The sequence below is a fragment of the Massilia arenae genome, assembly GCF_008014745.1.
In the GTDB taxonomy this organism is placed as follows: Bacteria; Pseudomonadota; Gammaproteobacteria; order Burkholderiales; family Burkholderiaceae_D; genus Telluria; species Telluria arenae.
Genome location: NZ_VPFD01000004.1, coordinates 96718 through 123269, shown reverse-complemented (window position 1 = coordinate 123269; position 26552 = coordinate 96718). Strand labels below are relative to the sequence as shown.

Below are 26552 nucleotides of genomic sequence, written 5' to 3'. Positions count from 1 at the left end.
CAGATAGAGGGACTTCAGGCGGCGCTCGGCTCGTCGGGCTGCAGCGCCAGGAACAGCGCCGCCGCCAGCGACAGGCCGATGCCGGCCAGTTTGAAACCGTTCGGCAGGGTCGCCGCCATCGCCACCGAAATGATGGTGGTCAGCAGCGGCGCGCCGGCATTGACCAGGGGCGACACCACCAGCGCCTTGCCATGCCGGAAGGCGTACACCAGGGTCAGCGCGCCGACGGCATTGAGCACCTGTGTGATCGCGGCCAGCCACGGGCCATCCAGGCCATAGTTGATCGGCTGCGAGAAGTCGGTCATGAGCAGCGCTACAGGAATAAAGGCAAGTGCGCTGACGGCCATGTAGAAGAAGATGCTTTCGGCATCCATGATGGCGTTGGCGCGCTTGATGAAATAGGCCTGCAGGCCCCAGGCCACCAGCACGCCCAGCGCCAGCACGAACCACCAGCCATAGGCCACGCCGCCCTGTTCCGGCGCGTAGTCGAACAGCGGCAGCGCGCACAGCGCCAGCACGATGCCGGCCACGCCCATGGCGCCGGTGCGTTCGCGCAGAAAGGCATACGACAGGGCGATCGTGATCACCGGCGACAGCGAGATCAGGGGGAAGATCAGGTAAGTGGGGCCTTCCTTGACCGCGTGGAACAGGATCATCTGTCCGCCCGCACCCAAGAGGCCGATGGCCAGGCCATGCGCGATCGCCGGACCGTCGCGCCGCACGCGCCAGTCGATGCGCGCCAGCGCGAACAGCGCCGGCGGAATCATGGTCAGCGCCCACACCACATACACCAGGGTCTCGGGAAAGCCGTTCTGCACCGGACGCCCGGCGAAGGCGCCCCACACGCCCCATAGCAGGGTGGTCACCAGGGCGTAGCCAAGCCAGTGGGTTTTCATCGTCGTCGTCCTCCTCAGGTTTCTTCGTTATAAGCAGATAGTAATGGAAGGCTTTCGAAATATCAAATAACTTTCGAAATCTTTCGATATAACATATATGCGTATGATTTTTGCGATGCAGCAGTGTCGGGAGAACGCCTTCGCCAAATGCGAGGAAAACCCCTACAATGAGGTTGATGTAAGGAATCACTCTGCGGCAGGCCGTCGGTACCCGGATGGCGCCGCCTTTTCGTCTCGGACCGGATCGACATGCCCCTGGAATCGTTGTTGTTTGCGCCACCCGCCCTGCTGGGCCCCACCCTCGTGGCCGCCCTGCTTGGCCTCCTGGTCGGCAGCTTCCTGAACGTGGTCATCTACCGCATCCCGAAGATGATGCAGCGCGAGTCCGACAATTACGTGGCGCAGGAAAGCGGTAAGGAGCCGCCGCATACCGACCGCTTCAACCTGATGGTGCCGCGCTCGGCCTGCCCCTGCTGCGGCCACCAGATCACGGCCATCGAGAACATCCCGGTCGTCAGCTGGCTCGCCCTGGGCGGCAAGTGCCGCAAGTGCAAGACGCGCATCTCGGCGCGCTATCCGGCGATCGAGCTGTTCACCGCCATCTTCTCGGGCCTGCTGGTGTGGACCTTCGGCAGCGGCGCGGCGGGCATGAGCAGCCTGCTGTTCGCCTGGCTGCTGATCGCGATGACCTTCATCGACTTCGATACCCAACTGCTGCCGGACGACCTGACCTATCCGCTGCTGTGGGCGGGCCTGCTCATCAACATCAACGCCACCTTCGTGCCGCTGCAGGACGCCGTGATCGGCGCCGCAGCCGGCTACCTGGTGCTGTGGGCCGTCTATTGGCTGTTCAAGCTCGCCACCGGCAAGGAAGGCATGGGATATGGCGACTTCAAGCTGCTGGCGGCGCTCGGCGCCTGGCTGGGGTGGACTGCCCTGCCGACCATCATCCTGCTGTCGTCGGTGGTGGGGGCGATCGTTGGCATCAGCCTGATCGTGTTCGCCAAGCGCGGCCGCGACAAGCCGATTCCCTTCGGCCCCTACCTGGCGGCGGCCGGCCTGATCGCCATGCTGTATGGCGAGCAGTTGGGCCGCTTCAGCGCCGGCCTGCTGGGCGGCGCATGAACACGGCGCGCGGTGCGGCGTTCTCGGTCGGCCTCACCGGCGGCATTGGCTGCGGCAAGAGCACCGTGGCCGATCTGTTCGCCAGCCTGGGCGCGACGATCGTCGACACCGACGCCATCGCCCATGCCCTGACCGCCCCGCACGGCGCGGCGATGCCGGCCATCCTGGCCGAATTCGGACCCGACTTCGCCACGCCGGACGGCGCGCTGGATCGCGCGCGCATGCGCAGCCTGGTGTTTGCCGATGCCGGAGCGCGCGGCCGGCTGGAAGCGATCCTGCATCCGCGCATCCGCGACGCCACCGCGGCGGCGGCGGCCATCGCTACCGGCCCTTACGTGATCTATGCGGTGCCGCTGCTGATCGAATCGGGTACTTGGGCCGAGCGGGTGTCGCGCGTGCTGGCCGTGGACTGCTCGGAAGACACCCAGGTCGCCCGTGTCATGCAGCGCAGCAGCCTGTCCGCCGACCAGGTGCGCGCCATCATGGCGACCCAGGTCACGCGGGCCCAGCGCCTGGCCGCGGCCGACGACGTGATCGACAATGACGATGGCCTGGAAGCCCTGTTCCCCCAGGTAAAACGCTTGCACGAGCGGTATCTGTCATTGAGTATGTAACAAGATTGATGCAGTGTTTGTAATTTTGCTTCGTATGGTTCAGAATCACCAAGTTGCTCCCCAGCCTACATTCAGAGGAATGTCATTTTGATCGTCTACGAATACCCTTTCAACGAGAGGATTCGCACGTTGTTGCGGCTGGAGGACCTGTACGAGAAGTTCAAGTTCTTCGTGCAGCAGGAACACCCGATGCAGCATCACGTCGCCCTCGCGACGATCTTCGACATGCTGGAAGTGGCCGGCCGCGCCGACCTGAAATCCGACCTGCTGCAGGAACTCGAACGGCAGAAGCAATCGCTGCTGGCCTACCGCAGCAATCCCGCGGTCGCGGCCGACACGCTCGACGCCGTCCTGGCCGAACTCGACAAGGCCAGCAGCGCGCTGGTGACCAGCCAGGGCAAGACCGGCCAGAACGTGCGCGAAAACGAATGGCTGATGAGCATCCGCGGCCGCACCATCATCCCGGGCGGCGCCTGCGAATTCGACCTGCCCTCGTACTACGCCTGGCAAAAGCGTCCGGCCGAGCAGCGCCATGCCGACATCATGGGCTGGTTCGGGCCGCTCGCCCCGCTGCTCGAGGCGCTGTCCCTGGTGCTGCGCCTGCTGCGCAATTCGGGCGCGCCAGTCAAGATGTTCGCCTCGGCGGGCAGCTATCAACAGATGTTACAGGGTAAAATCTACCAGATGCTGCGCTTGACCCTGGACGAATCGGCGGGAGCGATCCCTGAGATCTCGGCCAACAAGTACATGCTGTGGGTACGCTTCACCACCCAGGACGGCGATTGCAAGCCCAAGCCGCTGGAAGAAGACGTGCCGTTCGACCTGACCCTCTGCAATTTCTGATTTTTGATTGGTAGTACCGATGACCGTCGTAGCCTGCCCCACCTGCGGCAAACAAGTCGAATGGATCGACACAAACAAGTTTCGCCCGTTCTGTTCCGAGCGTTGCAAGAAGATCGACCTGGGCGCCTGGGCCGAAGAGAAATTCGTGATCCCCGGCGCTGCGCCGGCCGACCCGCTCGACGAACCGCCACCCGAGCGCTGATTCACCACGTACGTCGTTCCCGCGGAGGCGGGAACCCAAGTCCTTCGCGCTGCGACTCCTTCAAACTACACCGTAGCGCCGGCAAACTTGGGTTCCCGCCTGCGCGGGAACGACGAGGCGCTAGCGGCTGATCCCCGCCGGCACCACGACCGGCCTGTTGCGCCGCCCATAGCGGTCCATGAACAGCCCTTCCAGCCCGATCTCGGGCTGGCGTCCCGACAGGATATCCGCCAGCACCCGGCCCGACCCGCACGACATGGTCCAGCCGAGCGTGCCGTGCCCCGTGTTCAGGAACAGGTTGCGATACGGCGTCGGCCCGATCACCGGCGTGCCGTCCGGCGTCATCGGCCGCAGGCCGCACCAGAACGAGGCCTGGCGCACGTCGCCGCCGTCTGGGAACAGGTTCGTCACCGAATGTTCGAGCGTATCGCGCCGCGCCTGGTGCAGGCGCAGGTCGTAGCCGCACAGCTCCGCCGTGCCGCCGACGCGGATGCGGTCGCCCAGGCGCGTGATCGCCACCTTATAGGTCTCGTCCATCACGGTCGATTCGGGCGCGCCCGACGCATCGGTGATCGGCACCGTGATCGAATAACCCTTCACCGGATAGACCGGGATATGGATGCCGATCTGCCTGAGCATCAGCGGCGAGTAGCTGCCCAGCGCCAGCACGAAGGCCTCGGATTTCAGTTCGCCCTTGTCGGTGACGACGCCAACTACCCGGTCGCCCTCGACGTTCAGGCGCGCGATCTTGACCTCGTGCCTGAACTTGACGCCCAGGCCCTTGGCCAAGCCTGCCAGCGCCTGGGTGAACTTGAAGCAGTCGCCGGTCTCGTCGTTGGGCAGCAGCAGGCCGCCCAGGTAGTTGCCGGGCACGCGCGCCAGCGCCGGTTCGTACCGCGTGCAGCCCTGCCGGTCGAGCAGTTGATAGGGCACGCCGGAACGCTCCAGCACCTCGGTATCGGTGTGCGCGCCATCGAACTGCTTCTGGGTGCGGAACAGCTGCAGGGTGCCCTTGCTACGCTCGTCGTAGGCGATGCCGGTGTCAAGCCGCAGCTGGACCAGCACGTCGCGGCTGTACTCGGCCAGGCGCACCATGCGGCCCTTGTTGACCTGGTAGTTACGGGTATTGCAGTTGGCCAGCATCTGCAGGATCCAGCGCCACTGTTGCGGATCCATCCTCGGCCGGATCACCAGCGGGCTGTGCCGCATCGCCAGCCACCGGAGGGCTTTCATCGGCACGCCGGGGCCGGCCCAGGGCGTGGCATAGCCGGGCGAGATCTCGCCGGCATTGCCGAAACTGGTCTCCATCCCCGCGCCTGGCTGGCGCTCGATCACGGTGACGTCATGCCCGGCCTTGGCCAGGAAATACGCCGATGCGGTTCCGATGACGCCACTGCCGAGGATGATGACCTTCACACGTTCTCCTTAAGATAGACGGTCCGCTTGACGTCCTGGATAGCGGACCAGGTCGAGCCATTCGAGCAGCGGGATGGTGGCCGGCAGCAGCGGGCTCACGCCGAAGGCGCCCTGCCAGGCGAAGGCCTGGCCTTCCAGGCTCTGCGGCTCCCCCAGCCACTCGCGGCAGATGTAGAAATACAGGCGCACGTGGGCGTGTTCGTACACGTGTTCGACGCAGCACCAGGCCTCGCCGCTCACCACCTGCACGCCCAGTTCTTCCATGAACTCGCGCTGCAGGGCGGCGAAGATGTCTTCGCCGGCTTCGACTTTCCCGCCCGGGAATTCCCAGTAGCCGGCATACGGCTTGCCGTCGGGACGCTGGCCGAGCAGCACGTCGCCGTCGGGCCGCATCAGGACGCCGACGGCGACGTCGACCGGCGGTTTATTGGTATGCGTTTCAGTCATTCGATGATGCATCCGGCAGCTTGCCGGCATAGTCCTTCGCGAATTGCCAGGCCACGCGGCCCGAGCGCGAGCCGCGCTGCAAGGCCCATTGCAGGGCTTCCGGCCGCGCGGCCTCGATCTGTTGTTGCGTGCAGCCGAAGTCGGTCAGCCAGTGGCCGACGATGTCCAAGTAGTCGTCCTGGCGGAACGGATAGAACGACAGCCACAGGCCGAACCGTTCGGACAGCGAGATCTTTTCTTCGACCGTCTCGCCCGGGTGCAGGTCGCCGTCCTCGCCATGGCGGTAGCTGGCGTTGTCCGACATTTTCTCGGGCATCAGGTGGCGCCGGTTCGAGGTGGCGTAGATCAGCACATTGTCCGACTGCGCCGTGATGCTGCCGTCGAGCGCCACCTTCAGCGCCTTGTAGCCGGCCTCGCCCTCTTCGAACGACAGGTCGTCGCAGAAGACCACGAAGCGCTCGGGCCGGCCGGCGACCAGGTCGATGATGTCGGGCAGGTCGGCAAGATCCGCCTTGTCGACCTCGATCAGGCGCAGGCCCTGGTCGGCGAAGGCGTTCAGGCAGGCCTTGATCAGCGACGACTTACCGGTGCCGCGCGCGCCGGTGAGCAGCACGTTATTGGCCGGACGGCGCGCCACGAACTGGCGCGTGTTCTGCTCGATCTGGCGCTTCTGGGCCGCGACGTGGTGCAGGTCTTCGAGCTTGATGGTCGAGGCGTGCAGCACGGGCTGCAGGTAGTTGCCGCCCCCTGCCGGACGCCGGCGCCAGCGGAAGGCGAAGCTGCGCTTCCAATCCGGCTCGCGCGCGGTGGCCGGCGGCAGCACCGCCTCCAGGCGCTCGAGCAGGCCCTCGGCGCGGCGCAGAAACTGATCGAGCGGCGTCATCGATCAGGAACGGTAGTCGGCGTTGATCGAGACGTAGTCGTGCGACAGGTCGCAGGTCCAGACGGTGGCCGTGGCGTCGCCGCGGGCCAGCTTGACGCGCACCGTGATCTCGGATTGCTTCATCACGCGCTGGCCATCTTCTTCCTTGTAGTCTGGATTGCGGCCGCCCGCCTTCGCCACCCAGACGTCGTCGAGGTACAGGTCGAGCTTGGTCACGTCGAGGTCGTCGACGCCGGCGTAGCCGACCGCCGCCAGGATGCGGCCCAGGTTCGGGTCGGAGGCGAAGAAGGCGGTCTTGACCAGCGGCGAGTGGGCGATCGCGTAGGCGATCTTGCGGCACTCCGCCACGTCATTGCCTTCGTCGACCGTGATGGTCATGAACTTGGTCGCGCCTTCGCCGTCGCGGATGATCTGCTGCGCCAGGTTGCGCGAGATGTCGGTCACGGCTTCCTTGAGCGCTTCGTAGTCGGCGCCGCTCGCAGCGTCGATCGACAGGCTGCCAGTGCCAGTGGCGATCACGATGAAGGAATCGTTGGTCGAGGTGTCGCCATCGATGGTGATGGCGTTGAACGAGTGGTCGGCCGCGTGTTTCACCAGCTCGTCCAGCACCGGCTGGGCGACCTTGGCGTCGATCGCCAGGTAGCCGAGCATGGTCGCCATATTCGGCTTGATCATGCCGGCGCCCTTGCTGATGCCGGTCATCGTCACGGCGTGGCCGCCGATGGTGACGGTGCGCGAGGCGGCTTTCGGCTGGGTGTCGGTGGTCATGATCGCCTCGGCGGCGTTGAACCAGTTGTCCGCCTTCAGGCTCGTGGCGGCGGCAGGCAGGCCGGCCAGCAGCTTGGGCATCGGCAGCTGTTCCAGGATCACGCCGGTCGAGAATGGCAGCACCTGGCCAGCCTCGAGGCCCAGTAACTTGGCCACTTCGGCACAGGTGACGTTGGCGTTGGCCAGGCCCTGCTCGCCGGTGCCGGCATTGGCGTTACCCGTGTTGACCACCAGCGCGCGGATCGGCGCGCCGCCGTTCTTGACGGCTTCCAGGTTGGCCTTGCTCACCTGCACCGGCGCGGCGCAGAAGCGGTTCAGGGTGAACACGCCGGAGACGGTCGCGCCCTCGGCCAGCTTCATGATCAGGATGTCCTTGCGGTTCGGCTTCTTGATGCCGGCTTCGGCGAAGCCGATCTCGACACCGTTGACGGGCTTCAGGTCGGCGGCGACTGGCAGGGGGGAATTGACGGCCATGGTGATCTCGTTGGAAAAATTGTCGAATTCGTTATTGTAACGCCAGCGACCTGGCGATGCTGCGAGGTTTCTGCTGCACATCAACGTGTGCAGATGCCTTTAGGAAAAACATGGGCGATGCCGACCGAATTGAATGCCACCGCCCGGCGCCACCACCAGATATTCGAGGACGCCGCGCGCGAGTTTGACGTCCCCCACGCGCTGCTCGAAGCAGTCGCCTGGACCGAAACGCGCTGGCATTCGCCATCGCCGCAGTCCGAATCGCACCATGGCATGCCGCTGCGCCACGGCATCATGGGCTTGCGCGATGACCCGTATTTCGGCCGCTCGCTGCGCCTGGCCGCGGCCCTGCTCGGCATGCCGTCGCGCCAGCTGGCGTTCGACACGCCCAGCAATATCCGCGGCGCGGCTGCCCTGCTCGCGCTGTATGGTCCGGGACTGACCCGGCAGTCGCCGCTGGAAGCCTGGGAGGCCGCGCTGGCGCGCCTGTCCGGCATCGCGCAACGCGACATCGCGCAGATCCACACCTACGACATCTATATGGCGATCCGCGAAGGCCGCCAGGGCCCGGATTTCGCGGTGACGCAGCATCCGGTCGACCTGGCGCGGATCTATGGCCAGGCGCGGCTCGATGTGCTGTCAGCGCGCGTGCTGACGCTGGCCGACTATCCGGACGCGCTATGGCTGCCGGCCGCCAGCTGCAATTATTCTGGCCGCACGCTGGCTGTCAGCCACGTGACCATCCACACGACCCAGGGCTCGTACGCGGGCGCCATCTCGTGGTTCCGCAACTGTAGCGCCGGCGTGAGCGCCCACTACCTGGTGCGCTCGTCGGACGGCCAGATCACGCAGATGGTGAGGGAAAGCGACAAGGCATGGCATGCGGGCAGCGCCAACGGCCATACGGTCGGGATCGAACATGAAGGCTTCGTCGAGCAGCCGGACGCCTGGTATTCGGAGTCGATGCTGCTGGCGTCGAGCCGGCTGGCGCGCACCATCCTGGCGGCGCACAACATGACGCCGCAGGTGTACGACGGCAGCCGTGGCTGGAACGCGGTGCTGCCGGAGGCCGACTACAACATAAAGGGGCATGTGAACCATGCCGGGCAGACGCATACCGATCCGGGCGCGGGCTGGGATTGGGAACGCTACCGGCGGATGGTGATGGACGAATGAAAACGGCCGGGTCGCCCCGGCCGTTTCGCATGCTGGCTAGTGGCTGATTACGCCAGCTTGCCGTGGCACTGCTTGAACTTCTTGCCGCTGCCGCAAGGGCATGGATCGTTGCGGCCGACCTTCACGCCCATATAGCTGCTGTGGTCTTCGGCCGATACGGCTTCGCCTTCGCCGCTGCGGTTCGGGTTCGGATTGAGCAGTTCTTCCGGCGCCGCCGACGGGTTGAAGTCGGCGTGCTGGTAGTTGACGTTTTCCAGCTGCGCCGCCTGGGCCGCCATCGCCGCCTCGGCCGCCTCGACTTCTTCGCGCGACTGGATGCGCACGGTCATCACGGTCCGGATCACTTCGTTCTTGATCAGGTCCAGCATATTGCTGAACAGCTGGAAGGCTTCGCGCTTGTATTCCTGCTTCGGGTTCTTCTGCGCGTAGCCGCGCAGGTGGATGCCCTGGCGCAGATGGTCCAGCGCCGCAAGGTGTTCGCGCCAGTGGGTGTCCACGCTCTGCAGCATGACGTTGCGCTCGAAGCCGCCGAACGATTCCTTGCCCACCACGCCGACCTTGGCGCCGTAGGACGCGTCGGCCGCGGCCAGCACGCGCTCGAGGATGTCGTCGTCGTTCAGGTTCGGCTCGTCCTGCAGCATCTGCTGCAGCGGCACGTCCAGGCTCCATTCGGACGAGAGCGCGGTTTCCAGGCCCTTGACGTCCCACTGTTCCTCGACCGATTCGGCCGGCACGTAGTCGCGCACCAGGTCGGTGAACACGCCCACGCGCAGCGAGTTGATCATCTCGCTGATGTCGGTCGACTCCAGCAGTTCGTTACGCTGGGTGTAGATCACCTTGCGCTGGTCGTTGGCGACGTCGTCGTACTCGAGCAGTTGCTTGCGGATGTCGAAGTTGCGGGCTTCGACCTTGCGCTGGGCCGACTCGATCGAGCGCGACACGATGCCCGCCTCGATCGGTTCGCCTTCCGGCATCTTGAGGCGGTCCATGATGGCGCGCACGCGGTCGCCGGCGAAGATGCGCAGCAGCGCGTCGTCCAGGCACAGGTAGAAGCGCGAGGAACCCGGGTCGCCCTGGCGGCCCGAACGGCCGCGCAGCTGGTTGTCGACCCGGCGCGATTCGTGGCGCTCGGTGCCGATGATGTGCAGGCCGCCGGCATTGACCACGTGGTCGTGCAGCGATTGCCATTCGTCGCGCAGTTTCTGCGACTGGGTCGCCTTGTCGGCGTCCGACAGGTTGCCGTCGGCTTCGATCAGCTGGATCTGCTTGCCGACATTGCCGCCCAGGACGATGTCGGTACCGCGACCGGCCATATTGGTGGCGATGGTGATCATCTTCGGCCGGCCGGCCTGGGCGATGATCTCCGCTTCGCGGGCGTGCTGTTTCGCGTTCAGGACGTTGTGCTGCAGGCCGGCCTTGGTCAGGATCCCGGACAGCATCTCGGAATTCTCGATCGAGGTGGTGCCGACCAGCACCGGCTGGCCGCGTTCGTAGCAATCGCGGATGTCGTTGACCATCGCGTTGTACTTCTCGTCCGAGGTCTTGTAGACCTGGTCCTGGCGGTCCTTGCGCTGCGATGGTCGGTTCGGCGGCACGACCACGGTTTCCAGCTTGTAGATGTCCTGGAATTCGAAGGCTTCGGTGTCGGCGGTGCCGGTCATGCCCGCCAGCTTGGCGTACATGCGGAAGTAGTTCTGGAAGGTGATCGAGGCCAGGGTCTGGTTCTCGTTCTGGATGCGCACGCCTTCTTTCGCCTCCACTGCCTGGTGCAGGCCATCCGACCAGCGGCGGCCCGTCATCAGGCGGCCGGTGAATTCGTCGACGATCACGACTTCGTTGTTCTGCACCACGTAGTGCTGGTCCTTGTGGTACAGGACGTGGGCGCGCAGCGCCGCATACAGATGGTGGATCAGGGTGATGTTGGCGGCGTCGTACAGCGAGGCGCCTTCGGGCAGCAGGCCCATCTCGGTCAGGATCGCTTCGGCATGCTCGTGACCCGATTCGGTCAGCAGCACGGTGTGCGCCTTCTCGTCCTTCAGGTAGTCGCCCGGGACTTCGATCTTGCCCTTGCCGTCCGGGGTTTCTTCACCGATCTGCTGGATCAGCTTGAGCGGGACTTCGTTCAGGCGGTGGTACAGGTCGGTGTGGTTCTCGGCCTGGCCCGAAATGATCAGCGGGGTGCGCGCCTCGTCGATCAGGATCGAGTCGACCTCGTCGACCACGGAGAAATTCAGGCTACGCTGCACGCGTTCGCGCGCCTCGTAGACCATATTGTCGCGCAGGTAGTCGAAGCCGAATTCGTTATTGGTGCCGTAGGTGATGTCGGAACCGTAGGCCTTCTGCTTGCTGTCGTGGTCGAGCTGCGACAGGTTGACGCCGGTGGACAGGCCCAGCCAGCCGTACAGCTGGCCCATCTGGTCCGCATCGCGCTGGGCCAGGTAATCATTGACGGTAATGACGTGCACGCCCTTGCCCGACAGACCGTTCAGGTAGACCGGCAGGGTCGCCATCAGGGTTTTACCCTCACCGGTGCCCATCTCGGCGATCTTGCCCTGGTGCAGGACCATGCCGCCAATCAGCTGCACGTCGAAGTGGCGCATCTTGAGGACACGCTTGGCCGCTTCGCGGCAGACGGCGAAGGCCTCTGGCAGGATGTCGTCCAGGGTCTGGCCCTTGGCGAGGCGATCCTTGAATTCAGGCGTCTTGGCTTGCAGCTCGGTATCCGAAAGCTGCTCCATTTGTGGCTCGAGCGCGTTGATCTGACGCACGGTCTTTTGGTACTGCTTGAGCAGACGCGAGTTACGGCTGCCGAAAATCTGGGTCAGGAATGACATGCTGTGTTCTAGAAAAATACGCCGCAAAGAGAAGCCAAGATGATATCAAAGCGATAAGCACCAAAGACCGCGTTAGGCAAATAACCACTGATTTTATCATGCGATCCGGCCACACTTGGGGATCGTAGGCAGGATAACAAGTCCTGCCGAGCCAGAAACGTTATCAAACTGGCTTCGACGGCGCTACCGCGGCGGCAGATCCGCCACCCGGTCCGCCCAAAGCGCGGGCGCTGTGGTATGTTCCAAGCATGCAGCAATCTCCTCCCAAGCGTCCCTTCCATATTTTCGGGACCAGCACCCGGCAGACCTCGCACGCCGCCACCGACTTCTTGCGCGCCAACGACCGCATGGCCAGCCTGCTGCCGGCCGTCGGCCGCATGGCGCGCCTGCAGGCCGACTGCGCCGCGGCGCTGCCGGCGATCTTTCATAACTGCGACGTGCTGTCGTTCCAGGAGGGGGTCCTGACCCTGGCCGTGCCCAGCTCGGCGCTGGCGGCCCGCCTCAAGCAGCTGATGCCGAAGCTGCAGGCGACCCTGCTGCAGAAGGGCTGGCAGGTGGAATCGACCAAGATCAAGCTGCAGGTGACGCGCGCCCTGCCCGACCGGCCCGAGATGCGCACGCTCGAGCTGCCGCCGCGCGCGGTGCAGGCCTTCGAGGAACTGGCGGAGTCGCTGCCGGATACGCAGCAGAACCGCGATCTGGTGGCGGCGCTCAAGGCGCTGGCGGCGAAGAGGAGGTAGGGGTGTTAGTGGGGGAACTTGGGTCCCCGCCTTCACGGGGACGACGGTTTCGTAGCTAGTAGCAAGCTGATACGTTGATGGTCGGCCCTGTGCTTCAGAACGTCATTCCCGCGCAGGCGGGAATCCAAGTCCTGTGCACAGCCGACAACCTCAGCTCTGCGCCCACTCCCGCGTCATCTGCCGCACATAGGACGGCGGCGCCGTGCCCAGCTCGTCGAAGGTGACGATCTCGTACGAATCCGGCTGGGCCAGCAGTGCGCGCAGCAGCTCGTTGTTGAGCGCGTGGCCCGATTTGTGCGCGGTATAGCTGGCCAGCAGCGGATGGCCGACCAGGTACAGGTCGCCGATCGCGTCGAGGATCTTGTGGCGCACGAACTCGTCCTCGTAGCGCAGGCCGTCGGTGTTCAGGATGCGGTATTCGTCCATCACGATCGCGTTCTCGAACGAGCCGCCGCGCGCCAGGCCCATGCCGCGCAGGCTTTCGACGTCCTGCATGAAGCCGAAGGTGCGGGCGCGCGCCACGTCGCGCACATAGGTGATGTCGCCGAAGTCGACGGTGGCGCGCTGCATGGTGCCGTCCACCGCCGGGTGGTTGAATTCGATGAAGAAATCGAGCTTGTAGCCGTTGTGCGGCGACAGGCGGGCCCATTTCTCGTTGGCGCCGCTACCCTGGCGCACTTCGACGTCCTTGAGCACGCGGATGAACTTGCGCAGCGGGGCTTGCTCTTCGACGCCAGCCTGCTGCAGCAGGAACACGAAGGACGATGCCGAACCGTCCATGATCGGGATTTCCTCGGCCGTGACGTCGATGAGCAGGTTGTCGATCCCCAGGCCGGCGCAGGCCGACATCACGTGCTCGACGGTCGAGACGCGGGCGTCGTCCTTGATCAGCACCGAGGCCATGCGGGTATCGCCCACCACGTGGGCGGAGCTCGGGATGGCCACGATCGGGTCCATGTCGACGCGGCGGAACACGATGCCGGTATCGGGCGCGGCCGGGCGCAGGGTCAGCTCGACCTTGCGGCCGGAGTGCAGGCCGACACCCGTGGTGCGGACCAGTTCCTTGATGGTTCGTTGTTTCAGCATGGGCCGATTATAGCCCAGCGCATACACCCTTGCTGCCGCCTCCCCCGATTGGCCCGGCCGTGGTGGCGCGCGAGCGACACATCATGGATGCTCGGCTTCGACGTGCTCTTTTTCGTGCCGGATCAGATACAGACCGCTGCCGATGATGATGGCCGCGCCCACCATGGTCCAGCCGTCGGGCAACGCGCGCCATAGCAGCCAGTCCAGGCCCACGCCCCAGGCCAGGGCCGAATACTCGAACGGCGCCACGCTCGAGGCTTCGCCGCGCGAAAACGCCTCGGTGATCGCCAGCTGGCCGATGAAGCCCGACACCGCCAGGCCGCACAGCAGCGGGATCTCGCTGGCGGGAATCGGCACCCAGGACGGCGCCGCCAGCAGGCCGGCGCCGACCGCGATCATGACGATCAGCCAGAACACCGTATGTTCGCTGCGGTCGCTGCGCGCGAGCACCCGCACCGTGATCGCCGACACCGCGTAGCAGGCGGCCGCGCCCAGCACCGCCAGGCCGCCGACGGTGAAAAAGCCGGCGCCGCTCGGGCGCAGCACCACCAGCACGCCGCCCAGGCCTACCGCGATCGCCACCCAGCGCGCCAGGTTGACCCGCTCTTTTAATAACAGGACCGACAACGCCGTGATCAGGGCCGGCGCGATGAAGAAGATCGAATAGGCCTCGGCCAGCGACAGGCTCTTGAGGCCGAACGCGAACAGGGCCAGCATCAGGATCCCGAGCACGCCGCGCAGGAAGTGCATCGGCCAGCGCACCTGGAACACGCCCGTGAAGGCGCCGCGCCAGGCCACGTAGGCGGCAACGAGCGGCAAGGAACACATGGCGCGTAGCGCCGCCACCTGCATCGCCGGGTAGCGCGCCGCCAGCAGCTTCATCGCCGTGTCCATCAGGGCGAACATGAAGACGGCGAGCAGCATCGCGTAGATGCTGTACAGGTTGCCCCCTCTCGCTGTCATAGCCGTTTTTCCATGAACAGGCTCAAGGGGTCGGGCCGGTAATCGCCGAACGGCTCGCAGCGGCTGAAACCGAAACCTTCATACAGCGCGATCGCCGCCGGCTGGTGGATGCCGGTTTCGAGCTTCAATTCGCCCAGGCCCGACATACGCGCGAACATCGCCAGGTGTTCCAGGAGCTTCTTTCCCGTCCCCAGGCCGCGACGCGCCTCGTCCACGTACATGCGTTTCACTTCGCCATAGGCGCCGCGATTGGCCAAGGCTGCGCAGCCGACCGCCGCGCCGTCGATGTCGCGCGCCACCAGGAACAGCACGTCGCCGGCCAGCAGCGCGTCGATGTCCAGCAGGTGGTTGCTCTCGGCCGGGTACAGCGCGGCGCAATAGGCGTCCAGCTTGTCCAGCATGGCCCGGACTTCGGGCTGGTCGGGGGTTTCGGTATTGATAATCATAAGGAAGAAACGGCGCCGCGGCGCCGTTCGTCAAGTGCGGATACGACCGGGAATCAGCCCAGTTTCTGCAGCATCGATTCGGCGCTCGAGGCGTCGATGCCCTTGGCGTCGATGTCCAGGGTCTTGACCACGCCATCCTCGACCAGCATCGAGTAGCGCTTCGAGCGCGTGCCCATGCCGTGGGCCGAGAAGTCGTTGTCCAGGCCGAGGGCCTTGGTGAAGGTGGCGTTACCGTCGGCCATCATGCGCACGATGCCGGTGGCCTTCTGGTCGCGGCCCCAGGCGCCCATCACGAAGGCGTCGTTGACCGAGATGCACCAGATTTCATCGACGCCCTTGGCGCGGATGTCGTCGGCATGCTTGACGAAGCCCGGCACGTGCTGCACCGAGCAGCCCGGGGTAAAGGCGCCCGGCAGGCCGAAGATCACGATCTTCTTGCCTTTGACGAGGTCCGCCACCTGGAAGGTGTTCGGGCCCAGGCTGCAGCCCTCGGTCTCGTTCTCGATGAATTCCGCGAGGGTGCCTTCCGGCAGGCGGTCGCCGATCTGGATGGTCATGCTGTTCTCCTGTTGATGTTTTGTGAATCTTGCCATTATCGCTGATCTGGAGTGGGTGTGCTGGCGGTGACGACAACTTGCGACCCGCGGCTTCTGCACGTCGTACCCGCGAAGGCGGGTACCCAAGTTTGCGTGCGCTGCCTCTTGCGTCGAGCGTAGCGGCTGCTCATCGGCCTCGGGTACCCGCCTCCGCGGGTACGACGTGCTGGCGGTGCGGATCGTGGGTGATTTTCGTGCTGTGCAAACAAAAAGGCCAGCTTGCGCTGGCCCCCTTTTCACGAACGACCGACCGAATCAGTCAGCCTGCTTGCGCAGGAACGCCGGAATGTCGTAGGTCTCGACGCCATTGCGCTGCATCGCCTGCACCTGCTCCGATGCCTGCTCGCGGCGCCACACGGCCGGCTGCTTCATGCCGCCCAGGGCGTCGGCGCTGGCCTTGCCCGCGGTCAGGCCGCCTGCCACCGCCGCGGCGCCCTGCATCACCGGCGCGTCGTAGGTGCCGGTGCGCAGCTGTTGCTGCGGCTGGACCAGCTGGATCGACTTCTTGTTCTTGCCCAGGCCCGTCGCGACCACGGTCACGCGGATCTCGTCGCCCATCGCGTCGTCGTAGGCGATGCCCTGGGCGATCGAGGCGTCAGGCGCCGCGAAGGCGCGCACGGCGGCCATGACTTCCTTGATCTCTTTACCTTTCAGGCCACGGCTGGCGGTCACGTTGACCAGCACGCCCTTGGCGCCCGACAGGTCGATGCCGTCCAGCAGCGGCGATGCGACAGCCTGTTCGGCCGCGATGCGCGCGCGGTCCACGCCCGATGCGGTCGCGGTGCCCATCATGGCCTTGCCCTGCTCGCCCATGATGGTCTTGACGTCATTGAAGTCGACGTTGATGTGGCCCGGCACGTTGATGATCTCGGCGATACCGGCCACCGCGTTGTTGAGCACATCGTCGGCGTGCTGCATCCAGTCGAGCATCGATTCGTCTTCGTAGATGTCTTCCAGCTTCTCGTTCAGGATGACGATCAGGGAGTCGACGTGCTTGGTCAGTTCTTCGAGGCCTTCCTCGGCCACGTCCATGCACTTCTGGCCTTCGTAGGAGAACGGCTTGGAGACCACGGCCACGGTCAGGGCGCCCATGGTCTTGGCCACTTCGGCCACGATTGGCGCAGCGCCGGTGCCGGTGCCGCCGCCCATGCCGGCGGCGATGAAGACCATGTGCGCGCCGCGCAGGGCATCCTCGATGCGCGAGCGCGACTGCTCGGCCAGCTGGCGGCCGACTTCCGGACGCATCCCTGCGCCCAGGCCGGAATCGCCGATCTGGATGATGTTGTTGGCGCTGGAAACAGCCAGCGCCTGTGCGTCCGTGTTGGCGGCGATGAACTCGACACCGGACACACCTTTATTGATCATGTGCTGAACCGCGTTGCCGCCGGCGCCACCGACGCCAACGACCTTGATCACGGTTCCCAGTGCTGCGTTATCGACCATATCGAACTCCATGATGAACTCCCTATTCTCAGAATGCGGTTCCAGGGAAGAGGCCTTGGCGTTGCTGGTTCGCTGCCTCAAACCGGTAACTGCGATTGTATGTAAAAACTTGTAACCCGTGATGAATTTTCGCTACCTAATTTGTTACCAAGTGCTTTATTTGTGGCTGAATCAGAAGTTCCCAGCGATCCACTCCTTCATTCGTTGCCAGACTGCCTTCACCGAGCCGTCCTGGCGCGTGACGATATGCCCGCGCAGGTACTGTTTCTTCGCTTCGAGCAGCAGGCCGAGCACCGTCGCATAGCGCGGGCTGCGCACCACGTCGGCCAGCTGGCCGCGGTAGTCCGGCGTGCCGAGGCGCGCCGGCTTGAGGAAGATGTCTTCCGCCATCTCGATCATGCCCGGCATGATCGAGCTGCCGCCCGTCAGCACGATGCCCGAGGACAGCACGCCTTCGTAGCCGGATTCGCGCACGGCCTGGTGGACCATGGCGAACAGTTCTTCCACCCGAGGCTCGATCACGGCTGCGAGGGCCTGGCGCGACAATGCGCGTGGGCCGCGGTCGCCGAGACCTGGCACTTCGAGTGTCTCGCCCGGATCGGCCAATACCTGCTTGGCCACGCCGTAGCGGATCTTGATGTCCTCCGCCTCGCCGGTCGGAGTGCGCAAGGCCATTGCGATGTCACTGGTAATCTGGTCGCCGGCGATCGGGATGACCGCCGTATGGCGGATCGCGCCGTCCGAGAACACCGCGATGTCGGTGGTGCCGCCGCCGATGTCGATCAGGACCACGCCCAGTTCTTTTTCGTCGACCGTCAGCACCGCGTCGGCGGACGCCATCGGCTGCAGGATCAGGTCCGAGACCTCGAGCCCGCAACGGCGCACGCACTTTACAATATTTTGCACCGCAGACACCGCACCGGTGACGATGTGCACCCGTACTTCCAGTCGAATGCCGCTCATGCCGATCGGCTCGCGCACGTCTTCCTGGTTGTCGACGATGAATTCCTGCGGCACCGTGTGCAGCAATTGCTGGTCGGTCGGGATGTTGACCGCCTTGGCGGTCTCGATCACGCGCGCCACGTCGGTGGCCGTCACTTCCTTGTCCTTGATCGCCACCATCCCGCTCGAATTGAACGAGCGGATATGGCTGCCGGCGATGCCAGCGTAGACGTTGCGGATCTTGCAGTCCGCCATCAGCTCGGCTTCCTCGAGCGCGCGCTGGATCGATTCGACCGTGGCCTCGATATTGACGACCACGCCCTTCTTCAATCCTTTCGACTCGTGCTGACCCAGCCCGATCACCTCGTGGCGTCCGTCGGACATCACCTCGGCGACCACGGCCACCACCTTGGAGGTGCCGATGTCGAGGCCGACGATCAGGTTTTTCGCGTCTTTTGTCATTGCTGTTCGCCTGCTTCAGATTTGCTTGGTTGTTTTATTGGGTGTTGCATGTTTGGGTGATTCCTTGGGCTTCTTCGCCGCCTTGACCGGCTTCGTCGCATCGAGCGGCACGGTCAGTGCCGCCGACGACAGGGCCAGTCCGTTCGGATAGCGCATATCGATGGTGTCGATACGGCCCTCCTGCAGCCGGGCGACCAGCTGCGGATAGACGCCGACCAGGCGCTGCACGCGTTTTCTCAGCGTGTTGCGATCCTGCTCGCGTCCCAGTGCGACGCTCATGCCGTTGTCCAGCCTTACGGTCCAGGCATACCGGTTGGACAGCGACAGCTCCTGCGGCACCAGCTCCACCTGCGCGAACGCCGTGCGCAGTTCGTTGAAGCGGGCCAGCACTTCCTTTTCGCTGCCGACCGGACCGTCGAAGGCCGGCAACGCCTGTTCATCCTCGGTCTCGGCCACGTTGGCGGTGAACACGTCGCCCTTCACCGACAACAGGCGGCCATCCTCGCCCCAGGTGCCGAGGGCCTCGTGTTCCTCGACCTCGACCACCAGCGCATTGGGCCACTCGCGGCGCACGGTGGCGCGGCGCACCCAGGGCACGGTCTCGAAAGTCGCGCGCACCTGTTCCAGGTCGGCGGTGAAGAAGTTGCCGCGAATCTTGCCGAGCACGCCGTTGCGCACGGTGAGTTCATTCACGTGCTTCAACTCGATCCCGTACATGCTCTCCACTGTCACCGAGCCGAGCGAGAACATCGGGCGCTGCGACAGCCACCACACGCCCGAGATCAGGGCGGCGAGCACCGTCACCGCCGTCATGAAACTGGCGGTCGCGTTGAGGGCCCGGACGTCATGCCACATCTGGATTTATCCTTTAGCCTTCTGGCCCATCTTGAGCCGCGCCGAACGCAGGATCTCGACGCACAGGTCTTCATACGGGATGCCGACCGCGCGCGCCGCCATCGGCACCAGCGAATGGGTCGTCATGCCGGGCGAGGTGTTCACCTCCAGCAGGAAGGGACGCATATCGCTTTCGCGCACCAGCACGTCGACCCGGCCCCAGCCCTCGCAACCCAGGGCGCGGTAGGCGTTTACCGCATGGTGCTGGATCTCGTGGGTCAGCTCTTCCGGCAGCGGCGCCGGGCAGTGATACACGGTGTCGTCGGTGAAGTACTTGTTTTGGTAGTCGTATTTGCCTTCCGGGGCCACGATCTCGACGATCGGCAGCGCACGGGCGCTGGCGCCCTGCCCCAGCACGGCGACGGTGAATTCGCGGCCGGTGACGAATTCCTCGGCCAGCACCGCCTCGTCCATGCTGGTCACCAGCGCGACCGCTTCCTTCAACTGGTCGGCTTGCGTGACCTTGGTGATGCCGATGCTGGAGCCTTCGAGCGGCGGCTTGACGATCAGCGGCAGGCCCAGGCCGGCCACCACCGCATCCAGGTCGGTGTCCGCATCGATGGTCACGTAGCGCGGGGTCGGCACGTTCTCCTGCAGCCAGATCTTCTTGGTGGTGATCTTGTCCATGCCGACGCTGGACGCCATCACGCCGCTGCCGGTGTAGGGAATGCCCAGCAGTTCGAGGGCGCCCTGCAGGCTGCCGTCTTCGCCGTAGCGGCCGTGCAGCGCGATGAACACGCGATCGAATTGTTGCGCGGCCAGGTCGGCCAGGCTTTGCGTGCCCGGGTCGAAGGCATGGGCGTCGATGCCGCGGCTTTTCAGGGCCTGCAGCACGCCGTTGCCGGAAATGAGCGAGATCTCGCGCTCGGCGGAGCGTCCGCCGAACAGCACGCCGACCTTGCCGAAAGCGGCTGCATCAAGGGTAGGAGTGGTGGTCACGATGTTAGCCTTTTGCATTGGTCAGTTGGTTGGGCACGCCGCTGATCGAGCCGGCGCCCATGGTCAGCACGACGTCGCCGTCGCGCGCCACATTGAGGATGGCGGCCGGCATATCGGCAATCGCCTCCACGAAAATCGGTTCCGTCTTGCCGGCGGTGCGCAGCGCGCGCGCCAGCGCGCGGCCGTCGGCGGCCACGATCGGCGCCTCGCCGGCCGGATACACCTCGGCCAGCAGCAGCACGTCGGGGGTGGCCAGCACCTTCACGAAGTCTTCGAACAGGTCGCGCGTGCGGCTGAACCGGTGCGGCTGGAAGGCCAGCACCAGGCGCCGGCCCGGATAGGCGGCGCGCGCGGCGGCCAGGGTCACCTCGGTCTCGACCGGGTGGTGACCGAAGTCGTCGACCAGGGTGAAGCTGCCGCCGGCCGCCAGCGGCACTTCGCCGTAGCGGGTGAAGCGGCGGCCGACGCCGCCAAATTCCAGCAGGCCCTGGGCGGTGGCGGCGTCCTCGATGCCGATCTCGCGCGCGATCGCGATCGCCGAGCAGGCATTGAGCACATTGTGCATGCCGGGCTGGTTCAGCACGAACTTGGTATCCGGATAGCCTTCCTGGCGCACCGTGAAATGCATCTGCGTGCCTTCGGCATAGGCGTCCAGCGCGCGCACTTCGGCTTCCTCGCAGAAGCCATAGGTGGTGACCGGCTTGGTCACCTGCGGCAGGATCGAGCGCACGTGAGCGTCGTCGATGCACAGCATCACACGGCCGTAGAACGGCATGCGGTGCGTGAAGTTCACGAACGCGGCCTTCAGTTTCTCGAAGTCGTGTTCGTAGGTGTCCATGTGGTCGGCGTCGATGTTGGTGATGACTTCGATCATCGGCGACAGGTTCAGGAACGAGGCGTCCGACTCGTCGGCTTCGGCCACGATGTATTCGCCGCTGCCCAGGGCCGCGTTGGCGCCGGCCGCCGTCAGGCGTCCGCCGATGACGAAAGTCGGGTCCAGTCCGCCGGCGGCCAGCACCGACGCCACCAGGCTGGTGGTGGTGGTCTTGCCATGGGTGCCGGCAATCGCGATGCCGCGCTTCAGGCGCATCAGTTCGCCCAGCATGATCGCGCGCGGCACGATAGGAATCTTGCTCGAGCGCGCGGCGATCACCTCGGGATTGGCTTCATTCACGGCGGTCGAGGTCACGACGACGTCGGCGCCGCTCACATTGTCGGCCAGGTGGCCGAGGTGGACGGTCGCGCCCAGGCCGGCCAGGCGCTGGGTGGCAGCATTGCTGCCCAGGTCCGAGCCGGACACCTGGTAGCCGAGATTGAGCAGCACCTCGGCGATGCCGCTCATGCCGCTGCCGCCGATGCCCACGAAGTGGATGTTCTTGATCTTGTGTTTCATTTAACTTGCCCTGCCCGCTTCTGCCAATGTTTCCAGTTCTTGCGCGATCGCCTCGTTGGCGTCGCGCTTGCCCACGCCATATGCCGCCTGCGCCATCGCCAGGCAACGCTCGCGCGTCGTGTCTTGCAGCAGGCTCGCCAGCCGCTGCGGATTGAGTTCACCCTGCGGTTGGTAGCAAGCCGCGCCCTGCTTGTCCATCCACACCGCGTTGTCTCGCTGGTGGCTGGTGGTGCTGGCGACGAAGGGCACCAGCACGCTGGCCACGCCGGCCGCCGTCAGCTCCGACACCGTGATCGCGCCGGCGCGGCAGATCACCAGGTCGGCGTTCGCATAAGCCGCGGCCATGTCATCAATGAAGTCGACCACGTTTGCGTTGACACCAGCCTGCAAATAAGACGCGCGCAGCGCATCGATATTCTTCTTGCCCGACTGGTGGGTCACGATCGGACGGGTGGCCGGGTCGATCAGGGCCAGGGCCGCCGGCACGCTGTCGTTCAGGACCTTCGCCCCCAGGCTGCCGCCCACGACCAGCACACGCAAGGGGCCGCTGCGGCCGGCGAAGCGTTCGCCAGGTCCCGGCAGGTCGAGGATCTGCTGGCGCACCGGGTTGCCGGTGACCACCGCCTTGCCGGCCGCCTTGCCGAAATCGGCCGGGAAGCCGAACAGCACACGCTGCGCGACCGGCGCCAGCGTCTTGTTCGACAACAGCAGTGCGGCGTCGGCGTTCACCAGCGCCAGCGGGATGCCGCGCGAACGCGCCATCATGCCGCCCGGGACGGTGACGTAGCCGCCCATGCCCAGCACCACGTCGGGACGACGGTTGCCAAGATAGCGGCGGCAGGTAATGAAACTGGCCACCATCTTGAAGGCGCCCTTGACGGTGTGGGCCAGGCCCTTGCCGCGCAGGCCGGCGAAGTCGATGGTGTCCATCGGGATGCCGGCCTTCGGCACCAGATCCGTTTCCATGCCGTGGGCGGTACCGAGCCAGCTCACTTCCCAGCCGCGCGCGCGCATGGTCTGCGCGATCGCGATGCCGGGGAAGATGTGGCCACCCGTTCCTGCAGCCATGATCATCAAACGCTTGGTCATGTCCTGCCTCCGCGCATCCGCACCCGGTTTTCGTAATCGATCCGCAGCAGGATCGCCAGGCCGATGCAGTTGAACATGACGCCCGAGCCGCCAAAGCTCATCAAAGGCAGGGTCAGGCCCTTGGTCGGCAACAGGCCCAGGTTCACGCCCATATTGATGAAGGTCTGCACGCCGATCCAGATGCCGATGCCCTTCGCGGCCAGGCCGGCGAAGGTCTGGTCCAGCGCGATCGCCTGGCGGCCGATATCGAAGGCGCGCTTGACCAGCCAGTAGAACATGGCCACCACCACCAGCACGCCGACCAGGCCCAGCTCTTCGCCGATCACGGCCATGATGAAGTCGGTGTGCGCCTCCGGCAGGTAGTGCAGCTTCTCGACCGAGGCGCCAAGGCCCACGCCGAAGAATTCGCCGCGCCCGAAGGCGATCAGGGAGTGCGTCAACTGATAGGCCTTGTCCAGCGCATTGCCCTCTTCCCACGGGTCGAGGTAGGCGAACATGCGCGCGCGGCGGAATGGCGACAGCGCGATGATCGCGCTGAAGATCACCACCAGCAGCGCGCCGATGCCGCCGAACCAGACGATATTGATCCCGCCCAGGAACAGGATGCCCATGGCGATGCAGACGATCACGCCGAAGGCGCCCAGGTCGGGCTCGAGCAGCAGCAAGGCGCCGACCAGGCCGATCGCGACCATCATCGGCAAGAAGCCTTTCGTGAGCTTGTGCATGTATTCTTGCTTCCTCACCGTGAAGTCGGCCGCGTACAGCACCACCGCGATCTTCATGATCTCGGACGGCTGCAGGTTCATGACTTTCAGCGACAGCCAGCGCCGCGCGCCGTTGACCGACACGCCCAGGCCCGGGATCAGGACCAGCACCAGCATGACCAGGGTGCCGATGAACAGCATCGGCGCGTATTTCTGCCACACCGCGATCGGAATCCGGAACACCACCGCGGCCGCGACCATCGAGACGATGATGTACATCGCCTGGCGGTACAGGAAGTATTCGTTACGGTCTTCCAGGTAGCGGAACTTGGGCGAATCGGGCAGCGCGATCGAGGCCGAATACACCATCACCATCCCGAGCAGCATCAGCAGCAAGGTGACCCAGACCAGCGGCTGGTCGTAGTCCATCATCTTCGACGGCTTGCTGCGGCCGTCGACGGTGGCGTCGGAAGCAAGGCCGGAGAACTTGAACGGAAGCTGGAAGGCCATCAGATCTCCTGTCCCTTGTCCAGCGCGATCTCGCGCACCGTCTCGACGAACACCTGCGCGCGGTGCGCGTAATTGGTGAACATGTCGAGGCTGGCGCAGGCCGGCGACAGCAGCACGGCATCGCCGGCGCGCGCGAGACCCGCGGCGCGGCGCACCGCCTGCGGCAGGTCGTCCAGGTCGAAGGCCGGGACGCCGGTCGGCTCGATGGCGGCCCGCACGGCCGGCGCATCGCGGCCGATCAGCAGCACGGCGCGCACATGATCCGCGACCGGATGCGCCAGCGGCGAAAAGTCCTGGCCCTTGCCGTCGCCGCCGGCGATCAGCAGGATTTGCTGGTCGGCGCCGGTGAAGGCCTTGCCCAGGCCGGTCAAGGCGGCCACGGTGGCGCCGACATTGGTGCCCTTGCTGTCGTCGTAGTAGTCGACGCCGTCGATGGTGGCGACCAGTTCGACCCGGTGCGGCTCACCCGCGTACTCGCGCAGACCATGCAACAGCGGCGCCAGCGGCAGGCCGCAGGCGCGGCACAGGGCCAGCGCGGCCAGCGCGTTCGACGCGTTGTGCAGACCGCGAATCTTCAGCGCATCGGCCGGCATCAGGCGGTTGACGATGGCGTCCACTGGCTCGGCCACTTCGCCTTTCTTGCGTTTCTTCTCGATCTCTTCACCCGGCACGGCATTGGCCAGCCACAACATGCCGCGCTCTTCGAGCAGGCCGAAGCTGTTGGCGTCCACCGGCTCGCCGGTGCCGAAGGTGTATGAAGGAGTATCGACCGCCGTCATGCGCATCACGCGCGCATCGTCGCGGTTCAGCACGCGCACCGTGTCGGCGCCGAAGATGCGCGCCTTGTCCGCCGCATAGGCGTCCATGCTGCCGTGCCAGTCCAGGTGGTCCTGGCTCAAGTTCAGCACCGTGGCGGCGTCGGCCTGCAGGCTGAAGGTGGTGTGCAGCTGGAAGCTGGACAGTTCCAGCACCCAGGCCTGCGGCAGCTCGTTGGCATCGATCACCTCGCGCAGCACGTCCAGCGCGGCCGGGCTGATATTGCCGGCCACGCGCGTGGTCAGGCCCGCGCGGCGGCACAGCAGGCCGGTCAGGCTGGTCACCGTGGTCTTGCCGTTGGTGCCGGTGATCGCGATGACCTTCGGCGTGTAGCCGCTCGTTTCACGCAGGTGCGCGAGCGCCTGCGCGAACAATTCGATCTCGCCCCACACCGGCACGCGGCGCTCGCCAGCGGCCGGGATGATGTCGACCAGCTCGCGGTCCGGCGCCAGGCCAGGGCTGACGGCGACGAAGTCGACGCCATCGAGCAGCGCGGCATTGAAATCGCCCGCGACGAATTCGGCATCCGCGACGGCGGCGCGCAGCGCCGCCAGGCGCTGGGGTGCATCGCGCGTATCGGCCACGCGCACGCGTGCACCGGCCCGCGCCAGCCATTGCGCCATCGCCAGCCCGGATTCACCCAGGCCCAGTACCAATGCGTGTTTGCCGTCGTAGTTCATCTCAGCGCAGTTTCAACGTCGACAGACCGACCAGGATCAGCACCATGGTCACGATCCAGAAGCGGACCACGACCTTGGTCTCCTTCCAGCCCTTTTGTTCGAAATGGTGGTGCAGTGGCGCCATCAGGAATACACGGCGTCCGGTGCCGTAGCGCTTCTTGGTGTATTTAAAGTAGCTGACCTGGATGATCACCGACAGGGTCTCGGCCACGAAGATGCCGCCCATGATGAACAGCACGATTTCCTGGCGCACGATGACGGCGATGGTGCCGAGCGCGCCGCCCAGCGCCAGCGCGCCGACGTCGCCCATGAACATCTGGGCCGGGTGCGCGTTAAACCACAGGAAGGCCAGGCCCGCGCCGGCCATCGCGCCGCAGAAGATCAACAGCTCGCCCGCGCCCGGGATGTACGGGATCAGCAGGTATTTGGAGAACGTCACGCTGCCGGTCAGGTAGGCGAACAGGCCCAGCGCGCCGCCCACCATCACGGTCGGCATGATGGCCAGGCCATCGAGGCCGTCGGTGAAGTTGACGGCGTTGGACGATCCGACGATCACGCAATACGTCAATGCGATGAAGCCCCACACGCCCAGCGGGTAGCTGATGCTCTTGAAGAACGGGACGATCAGGTCGGCCTTGGGCGGCAAGTCCATCGAGAAGCCCGACTGCACCCATGCATAGAACAGTCCCATCGCTTCCCATGGCGAGGCGGCCGACAGCGCGAACGCCAGGTACAGCGCCGACGTGATGCCGACCAGCGACATCCAGAAGTATTTCTCGCCCGAGCGCATGCCTTCCGGGTCTTTATAGACCACCTTGCGGTAGTCGTCGACCCAGCCCACCGCGCCGAAGCCGAAGGTCACCACCAGCACCGGCCAGATCAGGCGGTTCGACAGGTCGCACCACAGCAGGGTCGAGACGCCGATCGCGATCAGCACCAGCACGCCGCCCATGGTCGGGGTGCCGTGCTTGGTCAGATGGCTTTGCGGACCATAGGTGCGCACCGCCTGGCCGACCTTCAGTTCGGTCAGCTTGCGGATGACGATCGGGCCGGCGACCAGGCCGATCGTGATGGCGGTGATGGTGGCGAACACCGCGCGGAACGTGATGTAGTTGAACACGCGTAGAGGACCGATATAGTCCTGGAAGTATTGTGCGAGCCAGAGAAGCAT

Annotated in this window: 25 protein-coding genes; 6 read left to right on the top strand and 19 right to left on the bottom strand. The window is 65.3% G+C overall.

Annotation, left to right across the window (positions count from 1 at the left end):
* Nucleotides 1-14: 14 nt before the first annotated feature.
* A complete protein-coding gene (locus tag FVD38_RS04695) occupies nucleotides 15-896 on the bottom strand; it encodes a DMT family transporter (protein ID WP_147933748.1) in 882 nt (293 codons plus the stop codon).
* Between the two features lie 249 nt (nucleotides 897-1145).
* Here FVD38_RS04695 and FVD38_RS04690 point away from each other — a divergent pair, with 249 nt between their 5' ends.
* The 4 genes from FVD38_RS04690 to FVD38_RS04675 all read left to right on the top strand — a co-directional run bounded on the left by FVD38_RS04690 (nucleotide 1146) and on the right by FVD38_RS04675 (nucleotide 3680).
* Nucleotides 1146-2021 (top strand): prepilin peptidase, encoded by an 876-nt coding sequence (locus FVD38_RS04690; protein WP_147933747.1) that lies wholly within the window; start codon nucleotides 1146-1148, stop codon nucleotides 2019-2021.
* Entirely contained in the window at nucleotides 2018-2635 is a 618-nt protein-coding gene (gene coaE / locus FVD38_RS04685) for a dephospho-CoA kinase (RefSeq protein ID WP_147933746.1), read from the top strand. The genes FVD38_RS04690 and coaE overlap by 4 nt, the downstream gene beginning before the upstream one ends.
* Before the next feature lie 87 nt (nucleotides 2636-2722).
* Entirely contained in the window at nucleotides 2723-3478 is a 756-nt protein-coding gene (gene zapD / locus FVD38_RS04680) for a cell division protein ZapD (RefSeq protein ID WP_147933745.1), read from the top strand.
* Nucleotides 3479-3497: 19 nt separating this feature from the next.
* A complete protein-coding gene (locus tag FVD38_RS04675) occupies nucleotides 3498-3680 on the top strand; it encodes a DNA gyrase inhibitor YacG (protein ID WP_147933744.1) in 183 nt (60 codons plus the stop codon).
* A 120-nt stretch (nucleotides 3681-3800) separates the two neighbouring features.
* Here the strand turns inward: FVD38_RS04675 and FVD38_RS04670 are convergent, their stop codons facing one another.
* The 4 genes from FVD38_RS04670 to argJ are packed head-to-tail and all read right to left on the bottom strand — an operon-like array spanning nucleotide 3801 to nucleotide 7668.
* Entirely contained in the window at nucleotides 3801-5096 is a 1296-nt protein-coding gene (locus FVD38_RS04670; protein ID WP_147933743.1) for a D-amino acid dehydrogenase, read from the bottom strand.
* 9 nt (nucleotides 5097-5105) lie between these two features.
* Entirely contained in the window at nucleotides 5106-5543 is a 438-nt protein-coding gene (locus tag FVD38_RS04665) for an NUDIX domain-containing protein (RefSeq protein WP_147933742.1), read from the bottom strand.
* Nucleotides 5536-6426 (bottom strand): ATP-binding protein, encoded by an 891-nt coding sequence (locus FVD38_RS04660; protein ID WP_123068284.1) that lies wholly within the window; start codon nucleotides 6424-6426, stop codon nucleotides 5536-5538. Before FVD38_RS04660 ends, FVD38_RS04665 begins: the two co-directional genes overlap by 8 nt.
* A 3-nt stretch (nucleotides 6427-6429) precedes the next feature.
* Nucleotides 6430-7668 carry a bifunctional glutamate N-acetyltransferase/amino-acid acetyltransferase ArgJ gene (argJ, locus tag FVD38_RS04655; protein ID WP_147933741.1) on the bottom strand — a complete coding sequence of 413 codons (1239 nt, stop codon included), beginning with the start codon at nucleotides 7666-7668 and terminating at the stop codon, nucleotides 6430-6432.
* 117 nt (nucleotides 7669-7785) lie between these two features.
* On the opposite strand from argJ, the gene FVD38_RS04650 reads away from it, so the two are divergent.
* Nucleotides 7786-8844: an N-acetylmuramoyl-L-alanine amidase gene (locus FVD38_RS04650; protein ID WP_187271475.1), complete on the top strand. Its 1059-nt coding sequence runs from the start codon at nucleotides 7786-7788 to the stop codon at nucleotides 8842-8844.
* Between the two features lie 47 nt (nucleotides 8845-8891).
* Here the strand turns inward: FVD38_RS04650 and secA are convergent, their stop codons facing one another.
* The gene (gene secA / locus FVD38_RS04645) at nucleotides 8892-11678 is read right to left on the bottom strand and encodes a preprotein translocase subunit SecA (RefSeq protein WP_147933739.1); all 2787 of its coding nucleotides are present in this window, start codon (nucleotides 11676-11678) and stop codon (nucleotides 8892-8894) included.
* Nucleotides 11679-11926: 248 nt separating this feature from the next.
* Here secA and FVD38_RS04640 point away from each other — a divergent pair, with 248 nt between their 5' ends.
* Nucleotides 11927-12418, top strand: a complete 492-nt coding sequence (locus FVD38_RS04640) for a DciA family protein (RefSeq protein ID WP_123070162.1) — start codon at nucleotides 11927-11929, stop codon at nucleotides 12416-12418.
* Between the two features lie 150 nt (nucleotides 12419-12568).
* Here the strand turns inward: FVD38_RS04640 and lpxC are convergent, their stop codons facing one another.
* The 13 genes from lpxC to mraY form a co-directional block, all read right to left on the bottom strand.
* Nucleotides 12569-13504 (bottom strand): UDP-3-O-acyl-N-acetylglucosamine deacetylase, encoded by a 936-nt coding sequence (gene lpxC / locus FVD38_RS04635; protein WP_147933738.1) that lies wholly within the window; start codon nucleotides 13502-13504, stop codon nucleotides 12569-12571.
* Between the two features lie 81 nt (nucleotides 13505-13585).
* Nucleotides 13586-14467 carry a DMT family transporter gene (locus FVD38_RS04630; protein ID WP_229493418.1) on the bottom strand — a complete coding sequence of 294 codons (882 nt, stop codon included), beginning with the start codon at nucleotides 14465-14467 and terminating at the stop codon, nucleotides 13586-13588.
* Complete coding sequence (locus FVD38_RS04625; RefSeq protein ID WP_147933737.1) at nucleotides 14464-14913, bottom strand: GNAT family N-acetyltransferase; 450 nt, start codon at nucleotides 14911-14913, stop codon at nucleotides 14464-14466. Before FVD38_RS04625 ends, FVD38_RS04630 begins: the two co-directional genes overlap by 4 nt.
* A 53-nt stretch (nucleotides 14914-14966) precedes the next feature.
* Nucleotides 14967-15470: a peroxiredoxin gene (locus tag FVD38_RS04620; protein ID WP_147933736.1), complete on the bottom strand. Its 504-nt coding sequence runs from the start codon at nucleotides 15468-15470 to the stop codon at nucleotides 14967-14969.
* A 294-nt stretch (nucleotides 15471-15764) separates the two neighbouring features.
* On the bottom strand, nucleotides 15765-16964 hold the full coding sequence (ftsZ, locus tag FVD38_RS04615; protein ID WP_123069384.1) for a cell division protein FtsZ: 1200 nt from the start codon (nucleotides 16962-16964) through the stop codon (nucleotides 15765-15767).
* A 159-nt stretch (nucleotides 16965-17123) separates the two neighbouring features.
* The gene (gene ftsA / locus FVD38_RS04610) at nucleotides 17124-18356 is read right to left on the bottom strand and encodes a cell division protein FtsA (protein ID WP_005668243.1); all 1233 of its coding nucleotides are present in this window, start codon (nucleotides 18354-18356) and stop codon (nucleotides 17124-17126) included.
* A 15-nt stretch (nucleotides 18357-18371) separates the two neighbouring features.
* A complete protein-coding gene (locus FVD38_RS04605) occupies nucleotides 18372-19211 on the bottom strand; it encodes a cell division protein FtsQ/DivIB (protein ID WP_147933735.1) in 840 nt (279 codons plus the stop codon).
* Nucleotides 19212-19217: 6 nt separating this feature from the next.
* On the bottom strand, nucleotides 19218-20207 hold the full coding sequence (locus FVD38_RS04600; protein ID WP_147933734.1) for a D-alanine--D-alanine ligase: 990 nt from the start codon (nucleotides 20205-20207) through the stop codon (nucleotides 19218-19220).
* Nucleotides 20194-21582, bottom strand: coding sequence for a UDP-N-acetylmuramate--L-alanine ligase (gene murC / locus FVD38_RS04595; protein ID WP_147933733.1), 1389 nt, complete (start codon nucleotides 21580-21582; stop codon nucleotides 20194-20196). The genes FVD38_RS04600 and murC overlap by 14 nt, the downstream gene beginning before the upstream one ends.
* Nucleotides 21583-22671, bottom strand: a complete 1089-nt coding sequence (gene murG / locus FVD38_RS04590; protein WP_229493416.1) for an undecaprenyldiphospho-muramoylpentapeptide beta-N-acetylglucosaminyltransferase — start codon at nucleotides 22669-22671, stop codon at nucleotides 21583-21585.
* A complete protein-coding gene (gene ftsW, locus FVD38_RS04585) occupies nucleotides 22668-23885 on the bottom strand; it encodes a putative lipid II flippase FtsW (RefSeq protein ID WP_147933732.1) in 1218 nt (405 codons plus the stop codon). The genes murG and ftsW overlap by 4 nt, the downstream gene beginning before the upstream one ends.
* Nucleotides 23885-25381 (bottom strand): UDP-N-acetylmuramoyl-L-alanine--D-glutamate ligase, encoded by a 1497-nt coding sequence (gene murD / locus FVD38_RS04580; protein ID WP_147933731.1) that lies wholly within the window; start codon nucleotides 25379-25381, stop codon nucleotides 23885-23887. Before murD ends, ftsW begins: the two co-directional genes overlap by 1 nt.
* Before the next feature lies 1 nt (nucleotide 25382).
* Nucleotides 25383-26552, bottom strand: coding sequence for a phospho-N-acetylmuramoyl-pentapeptide-transferase (gene mraY / locus FVD38_RS04575; protein WP_123069390.1), 1170 nt, complete (start codon nucleotides 26550-26552; stop codon nucleotides 25383-25385).